Origin of the sequence: Flavobacterium sandaracinum (genome assembly GCF_004349135.1) — a bacterium.
Lineage (GTDB): Bacteria > Bacteroidota > Bacteroidia > Flavobacteriales > Flavobacteriaceae > Flavobacterium > Flavobacterium sandaracinum.
This window is the reverse complement of the sequence record NZ_SMFN01000006.1, coordinates 176,511-201,048: the sequence shown is the minus strand read 5'-3', so window position 1 is coordinate 201,048 and position 24,538 is coordinate 176,511. Positions and strand designations below refer to the sequence as shown.

27 protein-coding genes and 1 tRNA gene are annotated in these 24,538 nt (G+C 34.2%); 16 read left to right on the top strand and 12 right to left on the bottom strand.

Annotated elements, in window-relative coordinates; all coding sequences use genetic code 11:
* The 4 genes from E0F91_RS07305 to E0F91_RS07290 all read left to right on the top strand — a co-directional run.
* Window positions 1–524, top strand: a 524-nt coding sequence (locus E0F91_RS07305; RefSeq protein ID WP_132065658.1) for an REP-associated tyrosine transposase, incomplete at its 5' end; no start/stop codon positions are given.
* Window positions 525–614: 90 nt separating this feature from the next.
* Complete coding sequence (locus tag E0F91_RS07300; protein ID WP_132065657.1) at window positions 615–1,394, top strand: tetratricopeptide repeat protein; 780 nt, start codon at window positions 615–617, stop codon at window positions 1,392–1,394.
* A 174-nt stretch (window positions 1,395–1,568) separates the two neighbouring features.
* Window positions 1,569–1,829, top strand: a complete 261-nt coding sequence (locus E0F91_RS07295) for a hypothetical protein (protein WP_132065656.1) — start codon at window positions 1,569–1,571, stop codon at window positions 1,827–1,829.
* Between the two features lie 244 nt (window positions 1,830–2,073).
* Window positions 2,074–2,385 carry a hypothetical protein gene (locus tag E0F91_RS07290; protein ID WP_243698859.1) on the top strand — a complete coding sequence of 104 codons (312 nt, stop codon included), beginning with the start codon at window positions 2,074–2,076 and terminating at the stop codon, window positions 2,383–2,385.
* Window positions 2,386–2,560: 175 nt separating this feature from the next.
* On the opposite strand, the gene E0F91_RS07285 is transcribed toward E0F91_RS07290, so the two are convergent.
* On the bottom strand, window positions 2,561–4,096 hold the full coding sequence (locus tag E0F91_RS07285; protein WP_132065655.1) for a CHRD domain-containing protein: 1,536 nt from the start codon (window positions 4,094–4,096) through the stop codon (window positions 2,561–2,563).
* Between the two features lie 319 nt (window positions 4,097–4,415).
* Between E0F91_RS07285 and E0F91_RS07280 the strand changes: the two genes are divergently transcribed.
* The 4 genes from E0F91_RS07280 (at window position 4,416) to E0F91_RS07265 (ending at window position 7,689) form a co-directional block, all read left to right on the top strand.
* Window positions 4,416–5,033, top strand: a complete 618-nt coding sequence (locus E0F91_RS07280; RefSeq protein WP_132065654.1) for a DsrE family protein — start codon at window positions 4,416–4,418, stop codon at window positions 5,031–5,033.
* A 161-nt stretch (window positions 5,034–5,194) separates the two neighbouring features.
* Window positions 5,195–5,533 carry a hypothetical protein gene (locus E0F91_RS07275; protein ID WP_132065653.1) on the top strand — a complete coding sequence of 113 codons (339 nt, stop codon included), beginning with the start codon at window positions 5,195–5,197 and terminating at the stop codon, window positions 5,531–5,533.
* Between the two features lie 207 nt (window positions 5,534–5,740).
* Complete coding sequence (locus tag E0F91_RS07270) at window positions 5,741–6,139, top strand: NUDIX hydrolase (protein WP_132065652.1); 399 nt, start codon at window positions 5,741–5,743, stop codon at window positions 6,137–6,139.
* Between the two features lie 98 nt (window positions 6,140–6,237).
* Window positions 6,238–7,689 carry a flavin-containing monooxygenase gene (locus E0F91_RS07265; RefSeq protein WP_132065651.1) on the top strand — a complete coding sequence of 484 codons (1,452 nt, stop codon included), beginning with the start codon at window positions 6,238–6,240 and terminating at the stop codon, window positions 7,687–7,689.
* A 107-nt stretch (window positions 7,690–7,796) separates the two neighbouring features.
* Here E0F91_RS07265 and E0F91_RS07260 read toward each other — a convergent pair.
* Window positions 7,797–7,868, bottom strand: a tRNA-Glu gene (locus E0F91_RS07260).
* Window positions 7,869–8,130: 262 nt separating this feature from the next.
* Here E0F91_RS07260 and E0F91_RS07255 point away from each other — a divergent pair.
* From E0F91_RS07255 to nhaA, 3 genes are all read left to right on the top strand, one after another.
* Window positions 8,131–8,340: a hypothetical protein gene (locus E0F91_RS07255; protein WP_132065650.1), complete on the top strand. Its 210-nt coding sequence runs from the start codon at window positions 8,131–8,133 to the stop codon at window positions 8,338–8,340.
* Between the two features lie 237 nt (window positions 8,341–8,577).
* A complete protein-coding gene (locus E0F91_RS07250) occupies window positions 8,578–8,757 on the top strand; it encodes a hypothetical protein (protein ID WP_132065649.1) in 180 nt (59 codons plus the stop codon).
* A 963-nt stretch (window positions 8,758–9,720) separates the two neighbouring features.
* Window positions 9,721–10,860 (top strand): Na+/H+ antiporter NhaA, encoded by a 1,140-nt coding sequence (nhaA, locus tag E0F91_RS07245; protein ID WP_132065648.1) that lies wholly within the window; start codon window positions 9,721–9,723, stop codon window positions 10,858–10,860.
* 339 nt (window positions 10,861–11,199) lie between these two features.
* On the opposite strand, the gene E0F91_RS07240 is transcribed toward nhaA, so the two are convergent.
* Entirely contained in the window at window positions 11,200–11,400 is a 201-nt protein-coding gene (locus tag E0F91_RS07240) for a dodecin family protein (protein WP_132065647.1), read from the bottom strand.
* 112 nt (window positions 11,401–11,512) lie between these two features.
* Window positions 11,513–12,412, bottom strand: a complete 900-nt coding sequence (locus tag E0F91_RS07235) for a NifU family protein (RefSeq protein WP_132065646.1) — start codon at window positions 12,410–12,412, stop codon at window positions 11,513–11,515.
* Between the two features lie 168 nt (window positions 12,413–12,580).
* Here E0F91_RS07235 and E0F91_RS07230 point away from each other — a divergent pair, with 168 nt between their 5' ends.
* Complete coding sequence (locus E0F91_RS07230; RefSeq protein WP_132065645.1) at window positions 12,581–13,579, top strand: PorP/SprF family type IX secretion system membrane protein; 999 nt, start codon at window positions 12,581–12,583, stop codon at window positions 13,577–13,579.
* Between the two features lie 14 nt (window positions 13,580–13,593).
* Entirely contained in the window at window positions 13,594–14,112 is a 519-nt protein-coding gene (locus E0F91_RS07225; protein ID WP_132065644.1) for a gamma carbonic anhydrase family protein, read from the top strand.
* Window positions 14,113–14,121: 9 nt separating this feature from the next.
* On the opposite strand, the gene murI is transcribed toward E0F91_RS07225, so the two are convergent.
* The 8 genes from murI to E0F91_RS07185 all read right to left on the bottom strand — a co-directional run bounded on the left by murI (window position 14,122) and on the right by E0F91_RS07185 (window position 22,450).
* Window positions 14,122–14,901, bottom strand: coding sequence for a glutamate racemase (murI, locus tag E0F91_RS07220; protein ID WP_132065643.1), 780 nt, complete (start codon window positions 14,899–14,901; stop codon window positions 14,122–14,124).
* A 108-nt stretch (window positions 14,902–15,009) separates the two neighbouring features.
* Complete coding sequence (locus tag E0F91_RS07215; RefSeq protein WP_132065642.1) at window positions 15,010–15,510, bottom strand: OmpH/Skp family outer membrane protein; 501 nt, start codon at window positions 15,508–15,510, stop codon at window positions 15,010–15,012.
* 21 nt (window positions 15,511–15,531) lie between these two features.
* On the bottom strand, window positions 15,532–16,542 hold the full coding sequence (locus tag E0F91_RS07210; protein ID WP_132065641.1) for an OmpH family outer membrane protein: 1,011 nt from the start codon (window positions 16,540–16,542) through the stop codon (window positions 15,532–15,534).
* Between the two features lie 37 nt (window positions 16,543–16,579).
* Window positions 16,580–19,309 (bottom strand): BamA/OMP85 family outer membrane protein, encoded by a 2,730-nt coding sequence (locus E0F91_RS07205; protein WP_132065640.1) that lies wholly within the window; start codon window positions 19,307–19,309, stop codon window positions 16,580–16,582.
* Window positions 19,242–19,982 (bottom strand): isoprenyl transferase, encoded by a 741-nt coding sequence (locus tag E0F91_RS07200; protein WP_073352097.1) that lies wholly within the window; start codon window positions 19,980–19,982, stop codon window positions 19,242–19,244. The genes E0F91_RS07205 and E0F91_RS07200 overlap by 68 nt, the downstream gene beginning before the upstream one ends.
* Before the next feature lie 4 nt (window positions 19,983–19,986).
* Window positions 19,987–20,661, bottom strand: coding sequence for a type IX secretion system protein PorG (gene porG, locus E0F91_RS07195; RefSeq protein ID WP_132065639.1), 675 nt, complete (start codon window positions 20,659–20,661; stop codon window positions 19,987–19,989).
* A 167-nt stretch (window positions 20,662–20,828) separates the two neighbouring features.
* A complete protein-coding gene (locus E0F91_RS07190; RefSeq protein WP_132065638.1) occupies window positions 20,829–21,713 on the bottom strand; it encodes an NAD kinase in 885 nt (294 codons plus the stop codon).
* Between the two features lie 77 nt (window positions 21,714–21,790).
* Window positions 21,791–22,450, bottom strand: coding sequence for a CBS domain-containing protein (locus E0F91_RS07185; RefSeq protein WP_132065637.1), 660 nt, complete (start codon window positions 22,448–22,450; stop codon window positions 21,791–21,793).
* Between the two features lie 114 nt (window positions 22,451–22,564).
* On the opposite strand from E0F91_RS07185, the gene E0F91_RS07180 reads away from it, so the two are divergent.
* From E0F91_RS07180 to E0F91_RS07170, 3 genes are all read left to right on the top strand, one after another.
* Window positions 22,565–23,278 (top strand): pyridoxine 5'-phosphate synthase, encoded by a 714-nt coding sequence (locus tag E0F91_RS07180; RefSeq protein WP_132065636.1) that lies wholly within the window; start codon window positions 22,565–22,567, stop codon window positions 23,276–23,278.
* Between the two features lie 102 nt (window positions 23,279–23,380).
* A complete protein-coding gene (locus tag E0F91_RS07175; protein ID WP_132065635.1) occupies window positions 23,381–24,142 on the top strand; it encodes an alpha/beta fold hydrolase in 762 nt (253 codons plus the stop codon).
* Between the two features lie 48 nt (window positions 24,143–24,190).
* The gene (locus E0F91_RS07170) at window positions 24,191–24,535 is read left to right on the top strand and encodes a phage holin family protein (protein WP_132065634.1); all 345 of its coding nucleotides are present in this window, start codon (window positions 24,191–24,193) and stop codon (window positions 24,533–24,535) included.
* Window positions 24,536–24,538 lie beyond the last annotated feature (3 nt).

Here is a 24,538-nt window from a genome sequence, read left to right as displayed (position 1 = left end):
AAAGCACAGGAGCTTATTTTGTAAGCTTTGCCACAGTAAATTGGATAGATGTATTTACTAGAGATTCGTATTTTGGGAATATCATTGAATCACTAAACTTTTGCAGAAAAAATAAAGCAATGGAAATTTATGGGTATTGCATTATGCCGAGTCATATCCATTTAATATTTCGTTCCGGAAATGGCGATCCATCAGGGTTGATGAGAGATTTCAAAGGATTTACATCAAAAAAAATGATCCAAACAATCCAAGAAAACACTCAAGAAAGCCGAAGGGAATGGATGCTCTGGATGATGGAAAGAGCAGGAAAAAAGAATAGTAATGTGACGAATAGACAATTTTGGCAGCAGGATAATCATCCAATTGAAATTTGGTCCTTAAAGGTTTTTGAACAAAAACTTGATTACATACATTACAATCCCGTAGAATCTGGCTTTGTAACAGATCCAATAGATTGGAAGTATAGCAGTGCGAGAAATTATGGAAACAATGACCAAACGATTTTAGAAATTGATTTGAATTGATTTTGATAATGGGCACGAGCGGGACGCTCGCGCTAGCGGCGACGTTGGGCGATATATTGGAAAACCGCGCAAAAAAAAGTAAATCTACAAATGAAAAATAAAATTTTATTAATAATTGGAGTGTTTTACGTGACTTTCTCATTCGCACAAAATGCTGACGAATTAAATTCTCAATCGAAAGAATTATTAACACAAAGAGATTATGAAAAAGCACTTCCAATTTTAAGAAAATCTGCCGAATTAGGAAATGCCGAAGCTCAATATAATTTAGGCTATTTTCTACAAAATGGTGTGGGAATTGCAAAAAATGAAAATGAAGCTTTTGAATGGTATAAAAAATCTTCACTAAATGGCTTCAATGATGGTCATTATGCAATGATGATGGCTTATGGAAACGGAATTGGAGCAGAAGTTAGTAGCGAAAAAGCATTTGAATACGCTTTGAAGTGCGCAAACAATAATGATGCAACTTGTATGTGGAATGTAATAAACTGTTACAAACAAGGTTTAGGAATAACAAAAGACACGAATAAAATGCTCGAATGGGCAACAAAATTATCTTTATTAGAAAATCCAGGAAATTTAAATTTAAGTGGAAAAATTACTTCAACAAGGTTAAGTTTAGCATATATGTATCGAGATGCTGATTGTGTAGAAAAAGATTATTATGAAAGTTACATTTGGTTTTTAATCTATAATGAGTTTAAAAAAGATTTTTCAATAACTCAACAGAACCAAATAATTGAAGAAATCAAAACCGCTGAAAGTAAAATAACCGCCAAACAATTAAATTCTGCGAAAGTAGATGCTGAAAAAATATTCAGACGAAAATTAACTAATTCTGAAAATCTATACAAAGCAGATTTTTAAAAAAACCCTACTAGCGCGAGCGTCCCGCTCGTGCCCACAAACAAGAGTTAGAAAAAAAGCTTAATGTATGAGTACAAAATATAAATTTGGAGAACGTACAGGAGCTTATTTTGGACAGCTAGCGGCGCTTCAACAAAAGCAAAAAAACAAATGTTAATCAAAAAATACGAAATAATGAAAAGTGAATGGATAGCAAAACACGAAGAAACCGAAATTAAAATAACTAATAATTGGTTTAGTGGTGAAAAACTTTATGTAAATAATGAATTGCAAGATGAACAATTAAATTTTATCACACCCAGTAATATGACCGGTAATCTAATTAACAATAAAGGAGAAAAGCTGAATATTAAAACAAATATTTCAGGTTTCTTTTCTGTAAGCTGTAGATTATTTATTGACAACCGAAAAGTAGAATTAAAACAAACTAAATAGAAAAGATTGTGGACACGAGCGGGACGCTCGCGGCGAAATTATTTTTTTTGAGAACTCAAAAAAGATGATTTTATAAGAAAGGCTAACCGACAAAAGTATTTCCAAATTGGAATTACAGTATTGATTTGTATCGGAGCATCTCACTCGTGAACTTCAGAACGAAGACATGAATTAGCATATTTACTCTTGTTTTATAAAATTTACAGTGCTTTACACAGTAGAACAGTTTTAATAAACACCTACCATGAAAAAGAATCCAACAATAAAGGCTATACCTAACAAAAGACTTTTGAGTATTTTAGTTGGCATAGCTTTTCTATTGCTCCTTCCTTTAACGGCCATGCAATTCACGGATGAAGTACAATGGACCTTCGTTGACTTTATCACAGCAACTGTTTTACTGCTTTGTTTCGGACTTGCATTAGAACTCATCCTGCAAAAAGTAAAAACAACCCGATCCAGACTTGTAGCTGTAGCTGTTGTTTTTGCAACTTTATTTCTCGTATGGGCAGAACTAGCTGTAGGTATTTTCGGGACTCCTTTTTCAGGAAGCTGAAACCGAAAAAACATCATCAGTACAAGTATTGTTTCTCCTACTCGACCAGCGGTTTCGCTTAGATTAATAAGTAGGAACTACCTAAAACAGAGTGGCAATACTATTTTACTCCGCTCATAAAAACGCAAAAAGGAGATGTTTTACCATCTCCCATTCACAATCTACAAATTTGAAACTAGTTAGTAATGGTAATCGTTCCCGTCATCGAACCGTGAAATTCACAGTTGTAGTATAAAGTATTTGGCGCATTCGCAGGCACTACGATTTTTACTGATCCTGAAACTGCTCCATTATTTGTAACTCCTGAGCTGAAGGCATTGGCAGATCCTGTTCCTTGAACGGTATTGATATAGAAAGGATGTCCTGGTGTAGTCAAATTAAAAGTATACGTTCCTCCTCTTTTAAACGTAAAGTTTGGATTGCTTGCGTTGGTCAATCCTTCACCGTTAAAAATATATGAACTAGAACCACTATTGGTAACCGTATAGGTTTTATTTTCACCAGCTACAGCTCCCAAGCTTGAACCAATATTTCCTTGCGCCACAATGGTAGCCATGTTAGCGTCACTTAAGTGCGCATTTACGTAGGCGGCTAATGTTAAAAACTGCGTATACGTTACTGCAGCACCACCAACTAAAGTCGCCACTTGTGTTTTACTTATTCCCGTATCACCATTTACAGGATTCAAACCAGCAATGATATTACCGGATGTAGCAACATTATTTTCATGGATGTGTGCAGGATGACTTCCGCCAGCAGGAGTACCAACCAATTTAATAGTTACTAAAGTCGTTTGATTTAAACGTTCTGCAAATTCAACAGTCCCGTTAATACCCGCAACGTCTTTTTGTGCTAGTACATAACTTACTTTTGTACCGGTTAATTCATTTTGCCCGATGTCACCTTGAGCAACAAGAGTAGCTAAATTAGTTGCGCTTAAATGAAAGTTGATATACCCATTAACAGCAATCACCTGATCGTAACCAAAAGCAGTTCCGTTATCTAATTTGGCTACATTAGTAACGCTCAAACCTGTATCGCCATTTACTGGCTTGAAAGAAAAAGCAATACCACCTCCTTGAGCTGCGGTATTATTATGGATGTGTCCTGGATGCGATCCGCCTGCTGGAGTATTTTGTAATTGTACAATCGCTAATGCTTCACCATTCACTCGTTTGAAAAAAGTGGCAGTACCAGAAATTGTAGGTGCAGAAACGCTACCAAGAGGATATACCTTAGAAACACCTGTAAGATCATTTTGTCCAATATCGCCTTGCGCAACCAGTGTTGACAATTGATTTGCACTCAAATGAACATTAATGTATCCATCAAAATCCAGTAACCCTTGATACGTAATCGCAGTACCATTATCCAAAGCTTTGAATGTTGTTGTACTTTTCCCTGTTGTACCGTCAACTGGTTTTAAGGTAAGTGCAATATCGCCTCCTTCAGCAGCAGTATTTAAATGAATGTGCGCTGGATGTGAAGCACCTGCAACTGTATTTTTTAATTCTAACTCAATACTCAAAGTGGCATCACTTTTTTCGATGATTGTTGCTGTTCCAGTTACTCCTGAACTTCCAACTGCACCTAGGTCATAGACTTTCGATTTAATAACTGTTGGAGAAGGCTCATCATCTTTGGAACAACTACTAAAAATTAAGGGAGCCACCATCACTAGCAATAATAGATTTTTTTTAAAATGTTTCATTTTGTTTATGCTTTTTGTGTTATCATTAAACAAATATACTTTTAATTTTCTAAAACTAACTACTAAATTGTTGAAATAGATAAAATTAAGTGTGAAAAATTAACTTTAACAATTACCATCATATTTACTGACTTTGAAACAGTTTGTCCATAATAGATAAAATAGTAGCTTTATTTATCTACATCTATTTTTAGAACTTACGGCTAATTCACTGCTTTAATTTTCGTTTAAAAAAACTATCTTAGCACTACAAACTATAAAATACAATTTTATAATTTACTACTCCACTCGATTCAATTATTCCTAAAAATCGCTTATAATGAAATTCATAAAAAATAATTTATTACTACTTAGCTTACTTCTTTCTTCTCTTTTCTCCAATGCTCAAACATCTAGCCGTGATAGTAAAGCGGCTAAAATGGATCCTTTTATTCCGGTATTAGAATACCCATTAATTGAAGGATCTAAATGGACAGGCGTAATACCCCTAAAAAATGTAACCGATAAACCCGAAGCCAGTACAGTATACAAGTTACTTTTTGACCTTACCCAAAACGGAACAGCTACTGGAATGGAAGATCAACCTAACGAAGGATTGGAAGAAATTGCACGAATTTTGAATCTGCATGTTGCGAGTGGCATCCAGCCGAAAAACCTAAAATCTGTTGTAATTGTGCATTCAGCTGCTATTTTATCCATTTTAAATAGCGCAGCCTATGAGAAAAAATTCAACTGTTCGAATCCCAATGCTGATTTGATAGATCAGATGCAAAAAGTTGGAGTGCGTTTTGTCCTTTGCGGACAAACCATGAATCTCAGAGGTGTTGATGGAGCCGAATTGTATAAAAATATCTTCATAGCTGAAGCGGCAAAAGTTGCGTTGACAAAATACCAAACGGCTGGCTATGTTTTGTTTAATATAAGTGGTACTCATTAAATAATTCTGTTTGATATAGCAAGTTTCTAAATTGTGAATACAGAAAATTATTTTACTAACATATTCTTTGGAACAACTAAGTGACCTAACGATTTATAAGAAAACACAATTTTTGTATTCTGGCCCTACTCCTTTTCAATACATAATGCAAAAAATATAAAATGAAAAAAGGCTCTTTTCAATTCCAATACATTCTAGCTGTACTATACGGAATGGGTACTTTCTACCTTTCCTCAAAACATGGACTGTTGATTACTTTTGGAGCGTTCCTAGTTGCCGGCGGTTTGTTCGGATTTATTTGGCCCAGAGAATCTTGGCGCTGGGGACTTTGGTTATTGGGACCACTTTTTGTATTGATGAGCTTTAGTATATTGTTTGCCGGTCAATTGGACGTCTTCATAAAAAAAGACTTGCCCTCTTTAATGATTGCGGCAGTCTCTGCTTTTTTGGGAAGTTTTATATTTGCTCGAGTGAAGCGCCACTTTCGCAAAAGACCCTAACCTCCAATTAAAGAAAAGGTATTATTTTGTATTTCTTTAAAAAAGTAGGAGTGTCACTTTTGGGTTTCTATTTGTAATTAATAGTTGATAATTCAGTCTCTTCACATAAAACAAAAGTGATATCGTTACTCATTTATCCAGATTTTTACAAGGTAATATTATTTAAAAAAATTAACCAAACACCTCCTTTTAAATCCCAATAGTAAAATGAATTCAATTGATAAACTGGCTTGGATTGAACTCCAAAACAAATCCATTCTCTCTACAAAAAGTTATGGAAAAGATAAATATTACATTCCTGGTGGCAAAAGAGAAAACGGCGAAACTGATGAGCAAGCGCTGTTAAGAGAAATTCAAGAAGAACTGACCGTGCAACTTGATCCTAGCAGTCTGAAATTTTTTGGTGTTTTTGAAGCACAGGCGCACGGACATCCTGCGGGACTGCTTGTAAAAATGAGCTGTTACACTGCTGCGTATTCCGGTACACTGCAAGCGAGTGCAGAAATCGAATCTCTAAAATGGCTCACGTACTCGGACAGAGATCAAATTTCAGAAGTAGACAAGTTGATTTTTGATCAGCTTAAACAACACGGTTTAATAGACTAATGCAGTCGAGTTCTGCACAAGGTTTCATCTTATAAATTCGCTACTCTTTTGTTGATTGTATTTTGTATTTTGCACAGCATTAGCAATTAACTTTCATCATGAATTGTACACATACGGACATCATCATTATTGGCGCTGGACTATCTGGTATTGGTGCAGCTTGCCATCTATCCCGCAAAAACCCATCCAAGACCTATGTCATTCTCGAAGCAAGAGCAGCATTGGGTGGTACTTGGAGTTTGTTTCAATACCCGGGAATTCGGTCTGATTCGGATATGTATACTTTTGGATATTCGTTTAAAACTTGGGAAGACCAAAAGTCATTTGCTGATGGCCCGTCTATTTTGAAATACATCAATGAAGCAGCAGATGAGTACCATGTTCGAGACCGCATCATTTACGAACAAAAAGCACTTTCCTATAATTTTGATACCAAAGAAAAACTTTGGACGATAACCACCGTCAATTTGGCCACAGCCGAAAAAAGCATTTATACCTGTAATTTTATTTTTAGCTGCAGCGGTTATTACAACTATAACAAAGGCTACACACCAATATTCAAAGATCAATCACTGTTTGAAGGCCAAATCATTCATCCGCAACAATGGCCTAAAAAACTCGATGTTGCTACTAAAAATGTAGTAATTATAGGAAGTGGCGCAACGGCAGTTACTATCGTCCCAGAACTTGCTAACGAAGGTGCACAGGTGGTCATGCTACAACGCTCTCCCACATACATTGCAGCTTTGCCAAACCACGATAAAATTGCCGCGCGCATCAAAAGGATTTTTAGCAAAAAACTTGCCTACCGTTTGATCCGTTATAAAAATATTTTTTATGCGATTGTTTTTTTTAACCTCTGCAAGTTCTTTCCAGAAGCCATGAAAAATTTCATTATCAAAGGCGCTCAAAAAGGTTTGGGCAACTTTCCGGTAGATCCGCATTTTGTACCCAATTACAACCCTTGGGAACAGCGTTTTTGTATTGCACCCAATGGCGATTTTTTTAGAGCCATCCGCAAAGGAAAAGCAACGGTAGTAACCGATCATATTGACCGATTCACCACAAATGGAATTGTATTGCAATCCGGTAAAACGCTTGCTGCCGATATTATCATTACAGCAACTGGACTAGATTTGGTTGCCTTTGGCGGTGTTAGCATTCAAGTAGATTCAAAACCCTTTGACCTTCCTAGTTCCTTTGTTTATAAAGGTTTAATGCTAAGTGATTTGCCTAATTTCTTCATTTTTGTAGGATACACCAATGCTTCATGGACGTTAAAAAGTGATTTAACGAGTGAATACATTTCGCGCATGTTACTTTATTTAGAAAAACACAATTACAAAGCGGTGCAAGCTAAGGTCGTAGAAACCAATTTGCAACCCGTTCCGCTGCTCAACCTCAACTCTGGTTATATCCTTAGGGCAGCTAATTCTTTACCCAATCAAGGGAATAAAGCCCCTTGGCGCGTATATCAAAATTATGTTTTGGATTATAAAATGCTTCGCATAGATGCTATAAAGGACAAGCGACTCACTTTTTTTAGCTGATCATGTACGGCTGCTCACTGCATAAAATAGTTTTCTTGAGAAATTCCTAAAAACAAAAAAGCCTCGAAATAATTTTCGAGGCTTTTTTAGATTGTGTTTTTGAGTTGTAGCCCGTAGCGGAATCGAACCGCTCTTACATGGATGAAAACCATGCGTCCTAACCGATAGACGAACGGGCCCTTTTTCATTTCGGGTGCAAAAATAGGATTATTTTTGAGATGCGCAAAGCCAAACCTAAAAACCTTCCAATAAAAACAGTCCCTTTTGAATTCGTAAACTGTAATCAATTCATAACTAACGGCTACCACAAATATTTTTTTTATAAGCTGATTTTTCCAAGGACAAATCTAAAGTCTAATGCAAACATCCCGCCCGTTAAGATAAAAAATAGCCCTCAATTAACGTTAATTTTGTACTTTCGAAAGTTTCAAATTAAATAGAATGACAAAGTATTTAAAATACCTTATTTCATTTTTTCTGGCTTTTGGTCTGATGGTGAATGATGGTACTTTAGATTTTCCATCAAATTCAGCTGATTATTATCAATTCTCGAACATAATTCTAAGAGGAGAATTAAACTATAAACGTTCAAAATCATACGTGTTCCATCAGATAAATTCGTCTGAGAAACTTCATTCGTATTTCAGTTAGTCTACCTACAATTTCAAGATAGATTCAGTCTTCAAATTCCGATTCTTCTAAAATTACAGACGCTGCTTTATCAAAAAGTAAGCTTATTTGCAATGCAACACATCTTCATTAATGAGATGATTACTTCCCAAAAATCCCTGTAAAAGTTTATACACCGCCTAGAAATTTCTTTCTAAGCTTTATGCAATTCCATGCATAACAAGGATGCCAAATGTCTAATCATTTTTCATTTACAAAATGTATAAACACAATAACAAAGCACGTTTAGAGCAACCTAAACGCCCTATTCTTTGGGCAAAAAGAAAAATTATGCTACTCATTACTGCCTTTATGATTGGGATGTCAAACGGATTGAACGTGGGCGACCCTTCGCTTCACGGAAACCAAAATCACACAGAGCAACATAAAAAAGACTGATTTGATTACTTATGGATTCCTTAAGCAAAAGCTATGATTAAGTCATCGCTTTTGCTGTTTTTAAAACCTAGGTTTCGCTTATTGAGAGAGAACAATATCCTAAAGTTCAGCTTTAAAAGTAAAATTTATAGTATAAAGAGTAAAATGGTTTAACAAGTTAAAATGAAAAAGAAATATAGAATATGTAAAATCTGCGTGAAAAAAAAGGCAGTATTTCTTATAGAAATGATATTGTGCTGGTGATTCTTACTTGTATTCACATCAACAAGATGTACCATGTTAATAATTCAAACTCAATCCAAAACCCATTTCCATATCGCCGTAATAGTACGTGGTAATTCCTAAATCCCTCTTGACAATATACCGCAAACATGCAATGGATTTTTTGAACATATTGCTGTCATTTCACACATCCATTAGATCAAAAAACACCTGACTGTTTAATAAAACCCGAAGAAATAAATTGAAGATACATAAAGGAGGGTTTAGTTTTAGTCCTTGTTTTTTTGTTGCAATTAAAACTGAAAATTAACCCTAAAAACAAGCCGAGAAAATAAATTTTGACATCTAAAAAGTAGCGCATTTATCTGAGATGATAAATCCAATAACACTTGAGATAACAAAATATTTTTACTACAAGTACCCAAGAAGCAAAAACATCTCTGTACTAAGTTATTTCCGTTAAAACTATTTATCACTTCATTGGAGCAAGAATTCTTTGATCAAAAAAAACAAGAAAAAAAATTAATTCCCTCTTAACATCCATTTTCGAAAAGTCTTATTAGCAGGAAACAAAAACAATAGTTTATTTTTTAAAATAATAATTGGTATATTTGATTCAAGAGGATAGACTATTCTTTACGAGACTTATCTACCCGTAGCAATCCAAAACAAGCAGGACTTTATTAGGGAAATCGACAAATAAGGAAAAGCTAATCTAAATTTTCATCAAAAAAAAGATTAATGAAGTTATCAAAACTATTTAAAGAATTTTACGACAGCGAAAAAGCAGGTGGTATAATTTTACTGATTGGGACCATTATTTCTCTTTTTTTGGCTAATTCCTCACTACAATCTAGTTACATTGGCTTCTGGCAATTCGACATTGGTGGCCATAGTATCACCCATTGGATAAATGATGGACTGATGGCAATTTTCTTCTTGCTGATTGGTTTAGAATTGGAGCGCGAAATTTACAAAGGGGAACTTTCGGATATAAAAAATGCTTCCTTTCCTATGATTGGAGCAATGGGCGGTTTCCTACTTCCTGCAGCTATTTTTCTTTTGTTCAATTATGGAACAGAAACACAATCAGGAGCAGGAATTCCAATGGCGACGGATATTGCATTTGCCATTGGAATTTTATCATTGATAGGCAATAGAGTTCCTATTTCACTAAAAATATTTCTTACAGCATTAGCCGTCATTGATGATTTGATAGCAATAATAGTCATTGCTATTTTCTATACCAAAACGATCATTTGGACTAACCTCTTGATTGCATTAACACTATTCAGTATTTTACTTTTACTGAACCGTCTTAAAGTTAGAAATCTATTTCCGTACCTGCTTGGAGGCATAGCAATGTGGTATTTCATGTACAATTCAGGTGTTCACGCAACAATTACTGGTGTATTACTGGCTTTTGCGATACCCTTTGGTAACGGAGATAAAAATTCGACCTCTTACATTTTACAACACGCTTTACACAAACCTGTGGCATTTGTAATTTTACCTCTTTTTGCAATTGCTAACACTTGTATTGCAATAGGAGCTGGTTGGCAAGATGGATTAGGAGAAACCAATAGTATTGGAATCCTCGCAGGCCTTATTATAGGAAAGCCACTGGGTATATTTGCTTTTGCTTTTTTAGGGGCCTCGTTAGGGCTTTGCAAACTTCCAGAAGACTTAGAATGGAAAAATATTGTTGGTGTAGGACTTTTAGGTGGGATAGGATTTACAATGTCAATTTTCATAACAATACTTGCTTATGAAGATGAAACACTAATTAATAGCTCTAAAATAGCCATAATAATTGCTTCACTTGTTGCAGGAATTATAGGGTTTCTATTCCTTAAGATGACCTTAAAAACGCGACAATAAGTATTTACGCGTACAACAGGAGGCCACGCATAGGAAAAAATCGTGACCTTTAACTTCTTAAAAATTATTTTATAAATTACAAGCGAATGTAAATCTATGATTTAACAGCGCTGTTTATTTCTCATTGTATCTGTAAACTATTGAAATCTTATAACTAAAAGAACCCTACAATCCTCATAAACATAATTACAAGAATAATGTATTTCTAATACTAATTTCACGCATTTAAGCTCAAACGCATAATCATACTTGATTTTTCATCCCATAAAAATACCCCCAAATAGTATCTAACTTTTGGGGGGCAGTCTAAATGAAACGCTTTTTTAAGCTTTAATAAATCTATTCGAGTTCGAAAGTTAATTTTAAGTTCACTCTAAATTCAGTAACAGCACCGTTATTGACTACTGCACTTTGTTCCTGAACATACACAGAACGAATGTGTTTTACTGATTTTGCAGCTTTAGCAACTCCTTTACGAGTGGCATCTTCCCAACTGATTTCTGAGTTTGAAAGTACTTCTATTACTTTTAATATTGACATGATTTCTAGGTATTTAGTGAAGTATAAATTTACCTATTTTTTTTGAATTCAATCTTTAAAAGAGAATTTATTTTTTTATAACAATCAGAAAAACAACAGTTTACAAATTTAACTAAGCATTTATAGCTTCAACTTTGATACTTTCATCGTTTAACATGCTCTTCAACATATTTTCGATACCACTTTTTAGCGTGAAAGTGGATGATGGACAACCGCTACAGGCGCCTTGTAGAATCACTTTTACAGTTTTGTCATTTTCATTGTACGATTCAAAAGCAATATTTCCACCATCGGCTTGTACGGCTGGTTTTACATATTCTTCTAAAATATTGATGATTTGTTGCGAAGTTACATCCAGATTATCAAACTCCTTTGCCTTGACAGTTTCTTCTGCAGTAACTGCAGCAACATAATTTTCATCTAAAACAGACCCACCGTTTTCAATATATTGTTTGATGAAACTTCTGAGTTCTAAAGTGATTTCTTGCCAATCATTGATTTCATATTTTGTTATAGAAATGTAGTTTTCGTCAATGAAAATTTCTTTAACATAGGGAAATTTAAAAAGTTCTTTAGCCAAAGGAGAAGAAGCAGTTTGATCTATGTTTTTGAATTCAATTGCATTTTTAGTCAGCATTTTACTCACTACAAACTTCAATGCTGAAGGGTTTGGCGTAGTTTCGCCATAAACGGTAACCGGTTGTTTCTTAGTTTTATTTTCATCAACAGAGATGATTGTTCCACCATCAGTGACAAACTTTTCCATTTGCTCGGCCACGGCATCTTTAACATCTTCCCATTCAACGATATTGTATTTTTCGATTGCGATAAAATTACCAGAAATGTAAATTGTTTTTACAAAAGGCAAATAAAATAGTTGTTGCGCTAGTGGTGACGTTTTTGCTTCGTCAATATTTTTAAATTCAAAGCTTTCATTTTCAGTGATAAAATCTTGAAATTCAAACTTTAATATCGTTGGGTTTTGTGTTTCTTTTATAGTAACTTTGTTCATGGCTTTTGAAATTTTTACAAATTTAGTAAAGTTATTTTCTACGAATAACTATATTTGGTTTTTTAATGAATAAATTAACTTTAGTTTAATTTAAGATAAGGCATTTGATCGTTTTTATAAAACTTTATATTGATTTAGAATTTATTCATTTAACTAAAAAGTACTTCAATGTATCATAAAATTAGAATTTTAGCTGCCCTATTCTTTGTATCCTATTATTCTTTTTCACAAGAAGGAATTCCGGTTTATTCTGATTATTTGTCAGATAACTATTATTTGATACATCCTTCCATGGCTGGAGCTGCAAATTGCGCTAAAATTAGGCTAACTGGTCGCAAGCAATGGTTTGACCAAGAAGATGCCCCGGAATTACAAACCCTTAGTTTTAATGGCAGAGTAGGAGAAAATGCAGGAGCAGGTGTTATTCTTTTTAATGATAAAAATGGATATCATTCTCAGAAAGGAATTAAATTTACCTATGCCTATCATCTTATGTTTTCCAGAGATGAAATTGATTTGAATCAATTGTCTTTTGGTATGAGTGCTGGCTTCATTCAAAGTCAGTTAGACGAAACAGAATTTATGCAGTCCGGTGATTTTGATCCAATTATAGACGGAACTGTAATACAGAAAGATGCTTATTTTAATGTTGATATTGGAGCTTCTTACAATTTCTTAGATTTTTATGCACATGCGACAGTAAAAAATGCGATAGAGACTAGAAGAGATATTTACACAGAATATGAAAGTGATAATTTAAGAAAATATTTATTGAGTGCAGGATATATCTTCGGAAATCGAGATCGAATATTATGGGAGCCTTCTCTTTTATTTCAAATGGTTGAAAAGACTAGAGAAAAAGCGATAGATATTAATTTAAAAGCATACAAAAATCTAGATTTTGGTAGAGTTTGGGCTGGATTGTCCTACCGAAGAAGTTTTGATGGAGCCGAATTTTTGGCTGGAAATACAATTTCCAATCAAAAATTACAATATATTACCCCTATCGTAGGTGTTAATTTTGATAAGTTTATGTTTGCTTATACCTATTCTCAATTGTCTGGTGCCGTTAAGTTTGATAATGGTGGATACCATCAAATTACTTTAGGAATCGATTTGTTTTGCAAACCCGTAAAATATGATTGTAACTGTCCAGCAATTAATTAATACAAAATTTCATTATGCTCATTAAATCTATCAATGGCAAATCGCCCTCTATTCCTGAGGATTGTTATGTTGCCGAAAATGCAACTATTGTGGGTGATGTTACCTTTGGATCAAATTGTAGTGTTTGGTTCAATGCAGTTGTAAGAGGTGATGTCAACTTTATCAAAATTGGAAATAAAGTAAACATACAAGATGGAGCTATTATTCATTGTACCTATAAAAAACACCCAACGGTTATTGGTAATAATGTTTCTATTGGACATAATGCAATAGTGCACGGTTGTGTGGTTCATGACAATGTATTAATAGGAATGGGATCTATAGTAATGGACAACTGTGTGATTGAAAGTAATTCTATCGTTGCGGCAGGAGCTGTGATAACACAAAATACAGTTGTAGGAGCTGGTTCTATCTGGGCTGGCGTTCCTGCAAAAAAAGTTAAAGACATTGATCAATCTGACTTTGCAGGAGAAATCGAACGCATTTCAAATAATTATGTAATGTATTCCAATTGGTTTAAGGAGGAAATATAACTCCATTTATTAAAAAATTTTTTCGGTTACGCTATATTTATTTCCTAAAATTTCAGTCAAAACTTTTGGATTTGTATTCGTGTAAAAAATAGGCTTACTATTTTCATACGATGAAAAGCCTACTTTATCCCGTAATATATTTTGGGTTTGTTTTGCAACAGCTTCACCAGAATCGATAATTTGAATATTCTGAGGGAGTATTTTTTTTATCTGCGGTATAAGATAGGGAAAATGACTGCATCCTAACACTAAGTAATCAATATTAGCTCCAATCATTGGAGTGAGGTATACATTAAGCAGTCTGGTCATTTCGGGTGAATTGATATCTCCGTTTTCAATCAACTGAACTAAGCCATGACCTACTTGTTCAATTATTTTAGTGTCTTGGTACTTCTCGGTGGTTTTATGGAAAAGTTCACTGTTCAGCGTTCCCTGTGTCGCCAAGATTCCAATAATTTGTGTTTTCGAATGGGTGACTGCTGGTTTTATAGCGGGCTCGATTCCAATGAACGGAACATCGTATTTCGATCTTAACTCTTGAATGGCGTTAGTTGTCGCAGTATTGCATGCCACTACAATTAATTTGCAGTTCATCTCTAGCAGAAATTCTGTGTTTTTCATGCTCAATGCAATTATCTCCTCCTTGGATTTTTGTCCGTAAGGAGCATTTTTACTGTCTGCTAAATAAATAGTTTTTTCACTAGGAAGCAAGTTATGAATTGCTGACCAAATAGAAGTACCGCCAATACCGGAGTCAAAAATCCCTATGGGTTGATTGTTGCTGTTCATAATAACAAAGTTACATTCTAGGATTTAGAATTCCTACAATTTGATTTAAACAAAAAACTGCCCAACCTAATATGAGATTGAGCAGCTTTTATACGATAAATACTTCTTTTAGAAACCTAAATCTTTTTTTACATCCATAGTCAAGTTTGGACCATCTGCAAGTAAAAGAGAAGAACCGTCTAATACATATTGGAACCCTTTCGCTTTACCCACTTTTTGGATAGAAGCTCTTACTTTTTCCATTAATGGTTTTACAATATCAGATTCTTTTTGTTGCAATTCTTTTTGAGCATTGTCTCTATAGTCAACAATTCTTTTTTGCATATCCTGCACTTCTTTAGAACGTTCCCCATTTATAGCTTCAGTTACTGTAGCAGCTTCTGCTTCGTATTTTTTTAATTTCCCTTGGTATTCTTCAACCATTTTTTTGTAATCAGCATCGTAAGTCGTACTCAATTTATCTAATTGTTTTTGAGCTTCTAACATTGCCGGCATTTTTGTCATAATTTCACTTACATCAACATGTGCTGTCTTTGCTTGTGCATTCACTGTTTGATTTGCTCCTAACATTAAAATTGCAGCAATTAGTAGAGTTTTGATTTGTTTCATCGTTTTTAAAATATTAAGTAATTAATTATTGTTTGTATTTTCTTTTAATTTTTCTTGTTTTGCTTTTTTCAGCGCTTCTCTATCTTCCAGTATTTTTTGTCTTCTTTCTTCTAATGCCTTTTTGCGATCTTCAAAGACTTTTTTGCGGTCTTCTAGTAATTTTGCTTTTGCATCCACTTGTTTTTGTCTGGCTTGATCAGCAGCTTCTTTGGTTGTATCAGCGCCAGTTGGGACTGCAGTACTTCCTTCTTTAACTACATTTGCAGAAACCGTGCCATTTTTTTTAGCCTCTCTATCGGCTTGAATTTGCTTCCTTTTGTCATCAAACTCTTTTTTCTTTTGTTCCTGTAGCAATTTTCGATCTTCTAGAACTTTTTCACGTCCAGCTTTTTTCTCTTCTAGGAGTTTTTGTCTGTCGGCTAGCGCGGGATTGCTATCTAGTGCATCTTCTTTATTCTCTTTATCTTCCGCTTCTTTTTGTTGTTTTTTAGTTAGCTGTTCTCTTTTTTCAGTACGATTTAATACCCGTAAAACTTGCTCGCTAATGTCAAATCTTTTGGCTGCGAATAGCATAGTCAAGTCGGAGGCTTTATCAAATATAAAGTCGTACTTAAGACGTTCCGCAATATCTTGGACTGCAGTAAATACCTGGTCTTGTATTGGTTTTACTAGAACAGATTTTTGTATCATCAAATCGCCATTGGCACCAAATCTTTTTTGCTGATAATCTAAATTTTCGTTTTCAAGGAAATTAATCTCCGTTTCTCTTTCGTCGATTAATTCCTTTGTGAGCAACGCTTTTTCTGCTTTTAATGCTTCTTTTAGTTTATTAATTTCAATTTTTTTAGTTTCAATCTCCAATTTCCATTTTTGAGCTTTTTGCTCCAGTTGCATCCTGGCGTCCGTATAATCAGGTACATTTTGTAAAATGTATTCCATGTCAATATAACCTAATTTATTTCCTCTGACTTGCCCTTTCATTGTTTGCACTGCAATCAAGGCCAAAAATAGACATAAAAATTGTTTTGTCATAACGGTTCTCTATTAGAAATTGTATACCAATTTTTTTTTAGAATTGCTGTCCAATGATAAAATGGGTTTCCCATCCATTCGCTTTCGCTTGTCCTGGCAAGGCATCAAATCCATGTCCAAAATCAATTCCCAATAAACCAAATGCTGGCATAAATACACGCAACCCAACTCCAGCGGAACGATTTAAGGCAAAAGGATTGTAGGTTTTAAAATCTGCAAAAGCGGAACCTGCTTCCATAAATGCCAATGCATAAATTGATGCGGATGATTTTAAGGTAATAGGATAACGCAATTCCATTGAAAATTTATTAAAGACAGTACCTCCAATTTGTTCTCCAGCAGCATTTGTAGGAGTCAAAGAGTTATTAGGATATCCTCTTAATTGGATATTCTCTCTACCATCCATTTGAAAATTAGCTAATCCATCACCACCAAGAAAGAATCTTTCAAATGGAACAGCTCCTCTATTTTGATCGTATGCACCCAGAAAACCAAACTCTGTTAACGTTCTAAGAACTAATTTCCCATAAATTTTGGTATACCAGTCGGCTTTGAACTTTATTTTATAGTATTCTAACCAATTGAAACGCTTTTGATCGACTTTACTAACATCGGCAGCAGCCAGTCTAAAGTCCGTTACCTTATTTCCGTTAATATCTATATAATCCCCTATGTTAACGATGTTTCCATTTGCATCAGGTACATTTTGTCGATCAACAGTATTTTTCAATTTGTATTCTTCTTGATCTCCTAATGTTGCATAATTAACTCCATTAAACAAAGAATAAGGCGGAGTTAATTTTGCTGACAGACTAAATTCTGAACCGTAAGTTGGAAATATAGGATTCACACCTTTACTGCTTCTTGTAAGCCCCACAGTATAGGCAAGGTTTCTAGAAGTACCATTTCCAAAGGTAAACAATCCCGTGTTGTAATTGTTTAAAGCATAATATTGATAACTCACGGACTGAGACAGTACAAAATAATCATCTGGCACAGTAAGTCTTTTAGCCAAACCTACAGATAAGGTTAGGATATCAAAACTTTTGGTCTTATCTGCCCTTTGTGTAACAAAATTATTTAAAAACTGCTTACTATAAGATAGTGATGTACTAAAGGATACCGGTTTTTTACCTCCAAACCATGGTTCTGAAAATGATACACTATAAGTTTGAAAAAACGTACTAGCTTGTAAACGCAAGGATACTTTTTGACCATCTCCCATAGGAAGGGGTCTGTAAGCATCTTTGTTGAGCATATTTCTAGCCGAAAAGTTATTAAAAGACAATCCAAGCGTACCAATGAAACCACCACCACCATAACCTCCTTGGAGTTCAATTTGGCTAGAACCTTTTTCAACAAGGTTGTATTCAATATCTACAGTTCCTGCTCCTGAATCTACATTTTTGAATTTAGGATCAATCGCTTCTGGATCAAAAAATCCTAATTGTCCTATTTCTCGAATGGTTCTTACTAACTCATCTTTACTGTACTTTTCTCCTGGTTTTGTTCTTAACTCACGGTAAATTACTCGGTCATTAGTCTTGTCATTACCTACTACAGTAATTTTATTGAAATAAGCAATTGGACCTTCAGTGATTCGGATTTCGAAATCAATAGTATCGTTAGCTGTTTTTACCTCAACAGCATTTACATTTGAAAATAAATAACCGCTGTTTTGGTATAAATTAGTAATATCCTCTGCGTCTGGCTTAGACTTATCTGCAATTCTTTTTTCCAAAAGCACACCATTGTATGTGTCTCCCTTATTTACACCTAATATTCGGCTCAATCCCTGATCCGTATAAACAGTATTACCTAAAAATTTAATTTCTCCAAAATAATATTTGTTTCCTTCTTCTAGATTTATTGTAATATTTAATGCGTTTTTATTTTTATCAAAAGAAACAGAATCCGAAATTATACGAGCATCTCGATATCCTTTTTCTTTATAAGAAGCAATAACTTTTTCTAAATCGGCTTTGTATTTATCTCTTATAAATTTAGATGCTTTTAAGATTCGGATAGGGTTTTTCTGTTTTGTATCCTTCATTGCTTTACGCAATTTTTTATCGGATATTTTCGTGTTCCCAACAAAATCAATACTCTTGATTTTTACTTTTTGACCTTTATCAATAGTAACAAGCATATTGACTTGGTTTGCTGTAGCAGTATCTTTTACAGTATTGATGTTTACTTTTGTATTGTAATAACCGTCTTTCTTATATTTATTTTCGATGTAGTTTTTTGTGGTAGTCACTAAATTTTCATTGACTACTTTTCCTCTGGTTAATGAATTATCTTTGATTAAACCTTCCGTTTTAGTTTTCTTAACCCCAACAAATTTCACCTGATTTAATTTGGGTAATTCGATAATATTTAGGTCAAGATAAATACTGTCGTTTTGTATTTTATTTACATAAAAAGAGATTTCGTCAAAAAGGCCTAATTTTCCTAATTTTTTAATAGCAGCACTAATTTCTTCACCTGGAATTGTAATTTCCTGTCCTTTTTGCAAACCAGAAAAGGTCACCACGGTTTGGGAGTTAAAACTGATATCGCCAACTATGGCTACATCTGCTAGAATGTATTTTTTACCCTGATCAAAAGGAACTCTTTCTTGTGCTTTTACTTGTGTAAAACTTCCAAAAATCAAAACGGTAAGGGCTATTTTTATGCTTTTATGTAACACTAAAAAATTATTTAATTTGTTCACTTGTTTTTCCAAATCTACGTTCTCTTTTTTGATAACTAACGATAGCCTCATATAAATCTTGTTCTTTAAAGTCTGGCCACAATATGTCAGTAAAATACAATTCTGCATAGGCAATCTGCCATAACAAAAAGTTACTTATCCTATGTTCTCCACTTGTTCGTATTAATAAATCTACGTCCGGTAAATTTTGCGTGTAAAGATGCTCATTAATAATGGAATCGTCAATAGCGTCTATTGAAATTATATTATTTTTAACTTTACTACATATATTTCTTACCGCTGCGACTAATTCTTCCCTAGAACCGTAGCTTAACGCCAAGGTTAGCGTCATTTGTGTGTTGTCCTTTGTTTTGTCAATTACATCAAGAAGTTCTTTTTGAGCTGATTTTGGTAATTTGTCAATATTCCCAATAGCATTCAGCTTGATGTTGTTTTTTTGCAATGTGGTGAGTTCTTTTTTCAAAGAATTGATCAGCACTTTCATCAAGGTGTCAACCTCTAGTTTTGGCCTGTTCCAGTTTTCGGTTGAGAAGGCATATAAAGTAAGGAATTCGATTCCTAGCTTGGCACTGGCTTCTATGATTACTTTTACTGATTTTGTCCCGCTTTCATGACCCAAAGCTCTCAAAAGCCCTTGCTGTTTTGCCCAACGCCCATTTCCATCCATGATGATGGCTAGATGTTTTGGCAGTTTTGCCACGTCAATATTCTGTAGTAAATTCATCTCTTTATTCTGCACAATAACAGGCTTTTTGGCCAAAAGTGTACGTTAAAGTAACTCCTGTGAACACATACCAATCATTGTTATTTATATTTCCAAAATTTTGATTGTAACTTCCATCTATATTGTCAGTCAATGTATATCTTGCTCCGGTTTCTAATGCTATTATGAAACGGGGCGAGATGTTTGACTTGATTCCTACAATCATTGGTATAGCTACTGATTTCCTTCTTTCTGTTCTGCCTTTAACCGAATTTCCCGTTTGAATATCAGTTAAGGTATATTTTGTTAGAAAATAACTTAAGCCAGAGAACACATAAGGAGTGATTTTAGCACTTGATTCATGAAGGTTGAAATCAAAAAAATTGAATTCAAGACCTGCAGATACTTCTTTCAAATTGTTTTCAAAACGATAGCCTCTTTGATTTCTACTGGCTTCTTTTGAATCTAAATCACTTGAAGTGATTTCAGATTGTGTATAAGAAAATCGGAAAGCATGTCTTGGACTTTTATTCCATTTATAAAGAACTCCAAAAGCAGGTTCATTAGGCGCGATATAAGTTGTAGGACCCACATCTCCAATATAATTACTTCCACCTAGAAAAACACCAATCTCATGTATCTGAGCTTGAACGCCCATCATTGAGAATAAGCAAATAAATAAATAAAAAATCTTGTTCATTAAATCAAAAATTGCGTGCAAATATAATAATTATCATTTCGTTTCAATACCCATTCTGCTAAATGTGGTTTTTTTTACTAATTAGTGTAGTAACAACCGCTAAATATGCATTTGTTTCATTTAAACGGAGAAATTTGATAAAATCGTATAGCTCTAAAAAAATAGATTTAATTCCGCTTGTCTTCTCCCCAAAGTAATTTATTGCGTAAAGTTTTCAAAAAAGTTTCTTCTGGAATTTCTACCATGTTTATTTGAAAAGGAGTTTTTTTTAAGGTTAGTATAGATTCATTTTTTACTGAGGTGACTCTGGAATCTAAAGAAACTAAATAATTTTCTTCTCTCCCTGTAACTTTCAATCGAATTTCAGTTTCATCAGGAACTACAAGTGGCCTTGCGGTTAAATTATGCGGAGCTATGGGTGTAATTACCAAACTTTTCACATCAGGAGTCAAAATGGGGCCGCCACAGCTCAAAGAATATCCTGTAGAACCCGTAGGAGTCGATATAATTAAACCATCTGCCCAATAAGAATTCAAAAATTCATCATTCAAGTAGGTTTCAATCGTAATCATCGATGTCGTGTCTTTTCGGCTGACCGTAATTTCATTCATCGCAAAATTAATTTCTTGAATTGATTCATTCGGGGGTGTACAAGTCAAACTCAATAAAGCTCTTTTAGAAATAGTGTATTTTTTATCAATTACAAATTGCATAAATTCAGCAATATTCTCCTTTTGAACGGTTGCCAAAAACCCTAATCTTCCAGCATTTATACCCAGAATAGGAACTCCTGAGTCCCTCACTAATGTAGCGGCTCTCAAAATAGTTCCGTCTCCTCCTATACTAATAAGCATGTCAAAACTGGAGTCGATTTCCGTGTGGGAACTGAACGTCTTATATTTATTTTCGACAATCTTTCGTTCATTAAGCATCAGCAAAAAATGAGACTCGATGATCATCTCTACATTGTTTTTGTTAAAAAAAACAAAGATATCGTTTATAATGGGCTCGGTGCTGTTTTGATAATATTGGCCGTAGATAGCTACTTTCATCTTTTTGTTTAATCTTTTAATGTTGATGTATTTCTTTTGATATATAACGGATTAAACCAACAATCCAGTAAAGAAAACTATATATTAAGGTATTTGTCTAAATATTCAGAACGTTCCCTTAAATTACTGATGTAACTGTCTTCCTGATGTTCCGATATGATTTCATAATCGTATCTTCTAAAAGTTTGAATTATATCGTTCATTGCGCCCAACGTTATTTTCAGAGTCACTTCCACGCTTTCCACATCAGCTTCAGAAATGAATAAACCCAATAGCTTACCATTATTACTTTCTACAATTTGGGTAATTTGACTCATCGAGTAATCTAAAATTGCTTTTTTGACCACGATAATGGCGCCCGGTTCCTTTAAAAATGGGGTTTCATGAAAAAATTTCAGGATGTCTTCTATTTCATAATAACCTACATAGATATTGTTTTCATCTAAAACAGGTATTAAATTGGTATGATTTTTCGCAAATACTTCCAAAACATCAAGCCAGATAGTGGTAGTTCTAGCAAAAAACCCTTCAAGTGTAAACCTATAATCAGTCACTTTCTTTTCAGGGTCAAAAGTTTCTAGGTCATCTCCTGCAATACTTCCAATATAAATTCCCTGCTCAATTATTGGAAAATGCGAAAAGTGATTGTCATCAAAAAATACCTGAACAGTAGAAATAGTATCCTGACTGTCAATCGCTTTAAAATCATTAGTTATATATTCTGTAATTTCTGTCATAAATCAATTGGCCATTTTCGATGCAAAATAATCAAAAATAAGCAAAAACTCCTAGATTTAACTTTGTATTTTTGCTCCGAGTAAATAGTAGTATCTAAATAAAATTGAGTTTTAATGACAAAGTTAAGTGTAAATATCAATAAAATAGCCACTTTGCGCAATGCTCGCGGTGGAAATGTTCCTAATTTATTAAAAGTAGCGGCCGATATTCAAAAATTTGGAGCCGAAGGAATAACAATACATCCGCGCCCGGATGAGCGCCACATTCGCTATCAAGATGCCCGTGACTTAAAGTCAATTGTTTACACCGAATATAATATTGAAGGAAATCCAGAGAAAACGTTCATTGATCTTGTTCTCGAAATAAAACCAACTCAAGTTACTTTGGTGCCAGATGCAATTGACGCCATAACTTCTAATGCGGGCTGGGATACCATAAAACATGCCTCTTACTTAACTGAAATTGTTCAAGAATTTCAACGCAACGGAATCAGAACTTCCATTTTTGTGGATCCTGTTCTTGAAATGATCGAGGGCGCTAAAAAAATTGGAACTGAAAGAATCGAATTGTACACGGAAGCATTTGCGCATCAATACAATCTTGGAAATCAAAACGGAATTTTGCCCTACACACAATCAGCAGTTTTAGCCAATGATCTGGGATTAGGAATCAATGCAGGTCATGATTTGAGTTTGGATAACATTCAGTTTTTTAAACAAAATATCCCAGGATTATTAGAAGTTTCTATTGGCCATGCGCTGATTGCTGAAGCTATTTATCTAGGATTGGATAATGTAGTGAATATGTATTTACAAAAATTAAAATAGCTCCTTAAACCCTCAAATTGAGGCAAATTAAGGCAAAACCTTAGTATTCTTCATTTCTAAAGGAAGTGTACTTTGAATTATAACGTTAAAATATAAAATCATATGCTTTTTTCAAAAATAGAAGGTTCAGGACAACCCCTTTTAATTCTTCACGGATTTCTGGGAATGTCTGATAATTGGAAAACACTCGGAACGCAATTTGCTACGGATTTTCAGGTTCATGCTCTCGATTTACGCAACCACGGACGAAGCCTACATTCTGAAGATTTTAGTTATGAAATTATGGCGCAAGATGTTTATGCGTATTGTCAGGGACATAATTTAGAAAATATCAATATTATTGGTCATTCTATGGGAGGCAAAGTAGCCATGCTATTGGCAACTAAATATCCCGAATTAGTAAATAGATTAATTGTGGCTGATATTGGTCCAAAATTTTACCCGCAACACCATCAGGATATTCTAGCGGGATTGAACGCCGTTGATTTTTCGATACAACCAAGCCGGAGTGATGTCGAAGAAATCATGGCAAAGTTTATCCCTGATTTTGGAACCAGACAATTTTTAATGAAAAATTTATTTTGGCAAGAACCTGGACAATTGGCCTTTAGATTTAATTTAGCCGTTTTCAATCATAAAATGGAGGAAATAGGTATCCCATTACCTGAGAATTCCGTTTTCGAAAAACCAACCTTGTTTATTCGCGGAGGAAATTCAAGGTATATTTTAGATGGCGATTTAGAAAACATAAAGCAACATTTTCCGGATTCAAGCATTGAAACAATCCCAAATGCAGGGCATTGGCTTCATGCCGAAAATCCAGCCGATTTCTATCAAAAGGCAACTTCTTTTTTAAATAAATAATGAGATTTAATTTTTTCTTACATTTATCAAACTTTAAAACAAAATTCAATGAATTTACTGATCAAAATTCTTATCACTTCTGGCTTAGTTTTGCTAATTGCTAACTTTATGCCTGGAGTTCATGTGGCTGGATTTACTACAGCATTAATTGTAGCCATCGTTCTGGGATTACTCAATATATTTATCAAACCAATATTAGTACTACTCACTTTACCGGTTACCATTATTACTTTAGGATTATTTTTACTGGTAATTAATGCACTAATGATTTTATTGTGTACAAAAATTGTAGGTGGATTTAGCGTAGATACCTTTTGGACGGCCTTGTTTTTTAGCATCGTATTGTCACTTTTGCAATCTATAATGAATGGAGTATTAGGAGAAGGAAAATAAAGA